Origin of the sequence: Pseudomonas coleopterorum (assembly GCF_900105555.1) — a bacterium.
Taxonomy (GTDB): Bacteria; Pseudomonadota; Gammaproteobacteria; order Pseudomonadales; family Pseudomonadaceae; genus Aquipseudomonas; species Aquipseudomonas coleopterorum.
The window spans coordinates 58,255-65,780 of the sequence record NZ_FNTZ01000002.1; the positions used below are offsets into that span (position 1 = coordinate 58,255).

The window sequence follows — 7,526 nt, forward strand, 5'->3', positions numbered from 1 at the left end:
TTCCATGTCATCGAAAGATACGAAAGAATCCGGCGGCCTCAGTTTTTTAAGGAGCCGTCGCGATAAAACGTCGTCTGTTGGTCTGGAGGATGCAGCGCAGCTGCAGGCCCGCCTGATCGCCGCCATTCGCAAGAGTCCTCGTCTTCGTCAGCGTACCGAACTGCCGACGCATCGCTCTACGATCACCCAAACCCATGCGGTAACGGGCAATGACCTTTCCCTGGTTGCGGTGCTTGATCTGGGCAACCGCGAAGCCCTTGTGCTGGTATCTGAACAGGCACTGGGTCAGCGTCTACACCTGGATCTGCGCAGCCGGCTGCTTGCAGCCAATTACGCTGTGGCTCAGGAGCGTCTGGCCGATGTGTCGCTGATTGCTGAGGTCAACAAGGCCATCAACAGTGCAGCGGCGGACATCAATGCCAGCGATGCCCGCTCGATCGTGGAGGAGCTGATCAAAGCCGCCATCGAGGACCAGGCCACGGATATTCATCTGTGCTGCCGGGACAAGACAGGCAAGGCGCTGTTTCGCGTTCACAGCCGCCTGTTTGCGTACCAGCAGTACAGCGCGGAAACCTGCAGCCAAATGGCAGGTTATCTGTATACCCAGATGTCCGACCCCAAGACGCGCAGTGACAACACCTTCGCCATGGAGAAGAAGTCGCTGAGCTGCATGGTGACCACCAAGGTCAAGGGCACGCTGTACAAGCTGCGTTACAAGTACATCCGCATGGTGGATGGCTGGGACGTGATCATCCGCCTTCTACCGGTGGAGACGCACAACCAGGTCAGCAAGACCTTTGCCGATCTGGGTTACGAGGTGTCCCAGGTCAAGCTGCTGACCAAGTGCGTTTCACGCACCATCGGGCTGATTGGTTTTCTCGGTCCTACTGGCTCAGGCAAGTCCACGGCGCTGAAGGTCAGCATGGAGGCTGATCCCAACCGCATGGAGCGCAAGCGCTACTCGGTGGAGGACCCGGTTGAATACAAGATCTTCGGCGTGTCGCAGATTTCCGTGCAGCGCGATGACCATGAAGAAGCGGTCGACAGCATCCAGGCCCTCAACGGCACCTTGCGCGACATCCTGCGCGGTGACCCGGACGAGGTGATGGTAGGTGAGACGCGCGATGCCTCCACGGCGTCGATCGTGGCCGACTTTGTGATGACCGGGCACAAGCTCTACACCACGTTGCACACCTCGTCCGGCTTTGGCGCGATCCTGCGTCTACACCGTCTGGGCCTGGACCGACATGTACTGGCCGATCGGCAATTTTTGTCGGCATTGGCGTTTCAGCGTCTGCTGCCGGTGCTGTGTGAGCATTGCAAGGTGCCTGCAGCGGACGTGCTGCCTGCTGGCAAGCTGCAGCTGCTGCAGGAGAAGTTTCGCCTGGACCCGGCGTCCGTGCGGTGTTCTGTTCAGGGTGACTGCCCGCACTGCAAGGGCCGTGGCATTGCCGGCTCGACCGTAGTCGCCGAAATCATTGCCCCTGATAAGGTCATCCGGCAGTTGATCGCCGAAGGCAAGGACGATCAGGCCGAAACCTACTGGCGGCAAAGTCGTGGCGAAACGCCTTTCGATGATCCGGACATGACGGGCAAGACGGCGTATGAGCATGCGCTGTACAAGGTTTCGCAGGGCTGGATCGATCCTCGTGACCTGGAGCGCGAATTCGAGCCGCTGGAAAGCTACGAGCTGGCTGGGGTGGCGACATGAGCCTGGCGTTCAAGTGGTCGCGCTGGCTGTTCAACTTTTCAGGTGACTCACGACGTGAGTTTTACGAGGACTATGCCTCGGCGCTGCGTGACAGGATGGGCGGCCCCGAGCGGCTGATTAAGATGGCTGCACGAGCGCGTAAGCGTGGTACCGGCTGGGCGCCCTTGTACGAGCACTGGTTGCGCAAGATGAAACGGCTGTCGTTTGCGCATGCCTTGCAGCACACCGTGCCGGACTATGAAGTCATGGTGCTGACAGCTGCCGAGGAAGATGGGCGCCTGGAAGAAGCCATGGATTACCTGGCGAAATCCCTGCGCTTGTCGGCCAAGATATCCAGCGCTTATTTCACCTCGTTGGTGTCGCCCGTTGCAGCTGTGGTGACGTTGCTGGGCTTTTTTCTGGCGTATGCACTGGTCATTGCCCCTCAGAACCTTGAGGTACTGCCGCTGGATAAATGGCCCGCATTGAGCCGCTTGCTCTATAGCGTCTCTCAAGGGCTGGTGGACGGCGGCTTGTTGCTCTGTGTCGCTGTGGTTGCCGTGGGCTGGTTGATTGCCTGGAGCCGCAGTCACTGGCGCGGGAAGTTGCGGCGTGTGATCGATCGGGTGCCTTTGTTGCCCTGGCGCAGCTACCGCGAACGTCAGGCCAACAATCTGCTGGTTTCGCTGGCCATCCTGCTGCAGTCGAACAACCACGGTCCTAAGGAAGCATTGGAGCGTATGCGGCATTTTGCAGGACCATGGCTGAATGAGCACCTGCGAGACATGCTGGCCCGTCTTGAAAAAGCTCCGGACGAGCCAGCTCGAGCGCTGACAGGTACCGGACTCTTTCCGCTGCAGATGATGGATCGCATCGAGGACTATGCCGAACGACGCGACTTCACCAAAGCACTGCTGATCCTGGCATTTGATCACGGTGACAAGCAGGTGCAGACCGCTGAGCGCAAGGCTGTGCTCAGCGGTCTGTTGGCCATGCTGCTGGTCGGTGGCGTGATCGGGTTCATCGTGCTGGCCAACTTCGAATTCAACCAGGCCGTGCAGGCCTACGTTCAGTCCTTCCGTTAAGCATCACCTCGCAACCCTTCGCAACATCACACCGGCCCCGGCCGGATCTTCGTCGTACCCCAAGGAAACTAAAATGCAAAACACTCAAGTGAAAGCTGTGAGCGGTTCGTCCCTGTTCGCTCGTGTAATGGGTCGCAAGCGGCCTGGTCACAAGCAACGCGGCTACTCGCTGACAGAGTTGTCGATCGTGATCCTGGTCATCGCGTTGCTGGCCGCACTGGTCGCCCTGATCCTGCCCGGCGTGCTTGCCAGCGTGCGAGCCAACAAGATCAACGACGCTTTCAACAGTGCCATTCCAGCGATCCAGACGGCCTATCAGAACCGCACTTCCTATACCGGCCTGACCACCGCCCAGGTAGCTCAGAACCGCTGGATGGGTTCGAGCATCACAGAGGTCACCAACGGTACTCCAACCGGCAACCTGGTGACGCAGTGGGGGCAGTTGACCTTCGCACCGGCCTCCGGTGGCACTCAAGCGCAAGGGACGCTGACGGCTATCCCCAGCCTTGAATGCATCAAGATCATCAGCGCCATGAGTGGCGATCAGTACCAGAACGTCAGCGTGGGTGGCACTGCAGTGAAAACGGCGACCACCCCGGTTGATCTGACTGCAGCCGGTACCCAGTGCAACGCTAGTAACGCCAATACCATCGTCTTCACGTTCGGGCGTGCCTGATGTCAGCTGATGCAGCGGCTATGCCCCTGATCACTGACGTGCACCTTTCTACCGATGGGCAAGGCATTGCGATCGTCTTCCCTGGTCAACAGCCTGCCCAGGCCGAACACCAGGTGATGGTCCAGCAGCTGATCAAGGGCATCGAGCAGAACCCAGAGCGCAAGAAGATCCTGATGCCGGATGACAGCCGGTGGCGTGTTCAACAGATGCGCGCAGGGCGCTTTGCGCTGCGCCGTTTGCGTGATCGTTGTCCGGATCTGGACCTGTTGGGACTGCCCCAGTGGGTCAAGGCATTGCTGCTGGGCTCCAAGATGCGCGACACCGGTGGTCTGGTGGTGATCTTCGGGCTCACCGGTGCCGGCAAGACGGTCACCTTCAGTGCCACGATCGCGGCACGGCTGCGTTTGTTGGGCGGTTATGCGTTGACCTTGGAGGATCCGCCCGAAGATCTACTTGAAGGACCCCATGGCAAGGGGTACTGCGAGCAGATTGATGTGGCTGAGATGGGCGGCTATGAGAGCGGTATCCATGCCGCGCTGCGCTGCTTTCCGGCCAAGGACGCCTCGATGCTGGGCTTTGGCGAAGTGCTCAACAGCCAGACGGCTGCACAGCTATTTCGCCTGGCCGGTGACGGTCACCTGGTGTTTGCTACTGTGCATGCCAAATCCATCCCTGCCGGGCTTGAACGCCTGGCAGCGATGGCCAGGGCTGCAGGGGAAGCCAATGCCAATGAGTTGTTGTCTTCCAGCCTGCAACTGGCCATCCACCAACGCTTCGACGACAGCGGCAAGCTCTGTGTGCAGGCCCTGCCTCGTGAGCACAAAGTCACTGCACACATTTCCCGTGGCGAATACGCATCGCTAGGCCCCGAGGTCGAGCGCGTGCGTCTCATGCACTTACAGGATCAATAACCATGAAGCGGTCACCTACTGCGCGCTTTCCACCTAAGCCGCTGCAGCGCGGCTTTCTGTTGCCGCAACTTGCACTGGGAGTCGGGGTGTTGACCCTGATCGCAGCCTATGTCGGCAACCAGTATGTCCAGGCAAATATTGACCGGACACGCGACGACAAGGCCAAGCTGATTGGCGAGCGCATGGCGAATATCAGCGATGCAACCAAGACCTATGCCACTACGTTCTTCACGCAGATCCAGCGTGGCGAAAGCGTTACCCGCAACGGTTACACCGTGGCCGCTCAGCGGCTGCTGGCTCCAACGCTGGTCGACCTCAGCGGCCTGGGCTTTTTGCCGGCCACGGCAATAAACCCGGTGGTTTACAACGGCCAGTCCATCGGTCTGGGTGTGGCCATGAGGATCAACACCCAGAGCGGCTGCACGATCCCAACCTGCAGCCTACTGTTCCAAGTGACGACCTCGGCGCCGTTGCTGATCCCCAATGCCAACACCGTCGACATCCGCCGGGCCACCATCGCGGCCACAGCGGCGAATCCTGGTAATGCCGGCGTCTCGATGCCCAGCTCGATGGGCGGTGATCCCAGCGTGTTCGTCGGCAGCGGCGGGTCGGTGACCGGGACCAATAGTAGCGGCGTCGCAGGCCTGGTATCGCTGAGCAATGGTTACGACAGCCAGGGCTTCTTCGAATTTCTACGGCGCGACGGCACCCTGCCCATGACCGGCTCGCTGAACATGCAGGACACGGCCGGTACCAAGCACGACATTACCAATGCCAACGACATCGATGCGGTCGACATGACCGCTTCCGGAGCCATCACAGGCAAGACGGTGTCGTCCACCGGCCGGTTGAAAACCGGTGAGTATCTGCAGATCAACGGCAGCGCCGTAGAAGGTCAGCGGTGTGAAGCCAACACCGTGGGTCTAACCAGCACAGGTGTGATGCTGACCTGCCAACCTGGCCCTTATAACCAGCTCACCTGGGGGCAGCTCAAGACTTACAACTTCGTCAGAACCACGGTAGCGGCCGTCAACAAAGCCTGCGCGACCGGCGATGCCGCTAACCCCCCGAATTACGACACGCTTGCCTATCAGCTGACCTGCGGCAAGCGGTTTTGCGAAACCAATTATGGCTACCGATTCGGGATGTTGAACGAGTACGGCGCAGGCTATTACACGCCGCGACCTTACAACTCTGACCCCAATACGATCGTCGATGTCGCCTGCTCCCGCTGACTGCTACGTCCCTTCGCACGACCCATACCGCCGAGATTAACCATGAACACTATCGCTACCGTATGCGCTGGTATTGCCGCCGCATTGGCTCTATCTGGCTGCGCTACTCACAAGCAGATGGATATCACCAACGTCCACCTGCAAAACATTCAGGTCCAGCTCTCGATGCTGAATAAAGTCACTGTAGAGCAGCTCAAACGGGCTCCTAAAAATCCTTCCGCGCAAAACGTCTGTCTGCTGGCTGGCCAGATCTACAGCGAGGGTGCGGTAGCCGCTGGGAAAGTCTGCACGCGAGTTGCTGGCAAGTTCGTCTTCGGCATGCCTGACCCGGAGAGTTTTGTATGGCAGCCCGAATCAAGACCACGCGTTTTTCCATAAGCGGCTCTTGCTTCCTTCTTCCTTCTGCATCACCTATACGCCGAGGTTTCAATGTACCGAGAGCTACTTTCCAAGCTTCCGGCTGCCGTGCTGTTCGTGCAGGCCGACCAGGAAAACATCACGTACGCGAACATCGCGGCAATGGACCTGTTTTCACCCGTACCGCTGGCTGATACCAAACTGCGGGATCTGCTACGCGACGATGAACAGCGCAGCCGATTTGACGCATTCAATGCGGCCACTACCGCCCAGGATGAAGTCGCCGAGTTCATCTTTGCAGGCAGTGCGGCTGATGTCGGCTCCCTGACGGCCCAGGTACGCCGATCGGCCATCACCGATGGAATTGCCTATCTGATCCGTGCGTCCAGCGAGCTGTTCGACGCCGTGCCCAGTCCCTGGCAGGTGGCCTTATTCGATCCGCTCACAGAACTGCCCAATCGCGAGCTGCTGCGCGATCGCCTGCATCAGGCCATCCATGCGGTGAACCGTCTGGAAAACGCCTATCTAGGCGTGCTGTTCATCGATCTGGACCGCTTCAAGAAAATCAACGACACCTTTGGCCATGCGGCCGGGGACGCGGTTCTGGTCGAGGTGGCCAAGCGCTTGCGCAACTGCGTACGCGAAAGCGACACGGTAGCCAGACTGGGCGGTGACGAATTTGTGGTCTTGATCTGCAACCTGCGTGATCAGCAGGAAACCGTCATCGTGGCCGAGCGCATCCTGGATGCCTGCCAGCGTCCGATCATGATCGGCGAGAACGTGTTTCAAATCAGTGCCAGCGTCGGGGTGGCTACCTGGCCCACGGACGGCAACACCCCAGATGAACTCATTCACAACGCTGACATGGCCATGTACAGCAGCAAGGGAGCCGGTCGCAACATGTTGCGTTTCTATGATGCGCAGATGAACGCCAAAGCCGAGGCCCGTGCCCGAACCGAAGCAGAGCTCAAGGTTGCGCTGAGCGATGGCGAATTTGTGCTGCACTATCAGCCCCAGTTCTGCTCACGCACCAAACGCATCGTCGCCGTCGAGGCCCTGATTCGTTGGCGGCATCCAACGCGCGGCCTGGTGCCGCCCAACTTGTTCATCCCCGTGGCCGAGGAAACCAACCTCATCACGCCGATCGGGGACTGGGTGTTGCGCGAAGCCGTTGCCCAGGGCCGCCGCTGGCAGGACATGGGCCTGGATTTGCGTGTGGCGGTCAATTTGTCAGGCCGTCAGTTCGTGAATACCCTGCCAACCCGCGTGCAAGAGGTGCTGATCGAATTCGACTTTCCGGCATCGCGTCTGGAACTGGAGCTGACCGAGAGCTTCCTGGTATCGGACACCGACAAGGCCGCGCGCATCCTGCACGCTTTGCGTGACCTGGGCGTACGCGTAGCCCTGGACGACTTCGGTACCGGCTGGTCATCGCTGCACTACCTGAAGAACTTCCCGGTGGACACGCTCAAGATCGATCGCTCGTTCATCGGGGCCACGGCCAGCGAATTTGATGGACGCATTGTGCGCGCCATCCTGAGCATTGCCCGCGAATTCAACCTGAGTACGCTG

7 protein-coding genes are annotated in these 7,526 nt (G+C 59.5%); all 7 read left to right on the forward strand.

All coding sequences use genetic code 11. The features are described from left to right. The first annotated feature begins 4 nt into the window (after window positions 1-4). Entirely contained in the window at window positions 5-1,711 is a 1,707-nt protein-coding gene (locus tag BLV18_RS22130; RefSeq protein WP_090362691.1) for a GspE/PulE family protein, read from the forward strand. Further along, on the forward strand, window positions 1,708-2,775 hold the full coding sequence (locus tag BLV18_RS22135; protein WP_090362693.1) for a type II secretion system F family protein: 1,068 nt from the start codon (window positions 1,708-1,710) through the stop codon (window positions 2,773-2,775). Before BLV18_RS22130 ends, BLV18_RS22135 begins: the two co-directional genes overlap by 4 nt. A 73-nt stretch (window positions 2,776-2,848) precedes the next feature. After that, window positions 2,849-3,451 carry a type 4 pilus major pilin gene (locus BLV18_RS22140; protein WP_090362696.1) on the forward strand — a complete coding sequence of 201 codons (603 nt, stop codon included), beginning with the start codon at window positions 2,849-2,851 and terminating at the stop codon, window positions 3,449-3,451. 20 nt (window positions 3,452-3,471) lie between these two features. Continuing rightward, a complete protein-coding gene (locus tag BLV18_RS22145; protein WP_167375996.1) occupies window positions 3,472-4,362 on the forward strand; it encodes an ATPase, T2SS/T4P/T4SS family in 891 nt (296 codons plus the stop codon). An 86-nt stretch (window positions 4,363-4,448) separates the two neighbouring features. Beyond that, window positions 4,449-5,597 carry a shufflon system plasmid conjugative transfer pilus tip adhesin PilV gene (gene pilV / locus BLV18_RS22150; RefSeq protein WP_167375997.1) on the forward strand — a complete coding sequence of 383 codons (1,149 nt, stop codon included), beginning with the start codon at window positions 4,449-4,451 and terminating at the stop codon, window positions 5,595-5,597. Window positions 5,598-5,639: 42 nt separating this feature from the next. Next, complete coding sequence (locus tag BLV18_RS22155; RefSeq protein WP_090362703.1) at window positions 5,640-5,975, forward strand: hypothetical protein; 336 nt, start codon at window positions 5,640-5,642, stop codon at window positions 5,973-5,975. Between the two features lie 51 nt (window positions 5,976-6,026). Further along, window positions 6,027-7,526 (forward strand): putative bifunctional diguanylate cyclase/phosphodiesterase (locus BLV18_RS22160; RefSeq protein WP_139211046.1); only part of this gene is annotated, 1,500 nt, incomplete at its 3' end.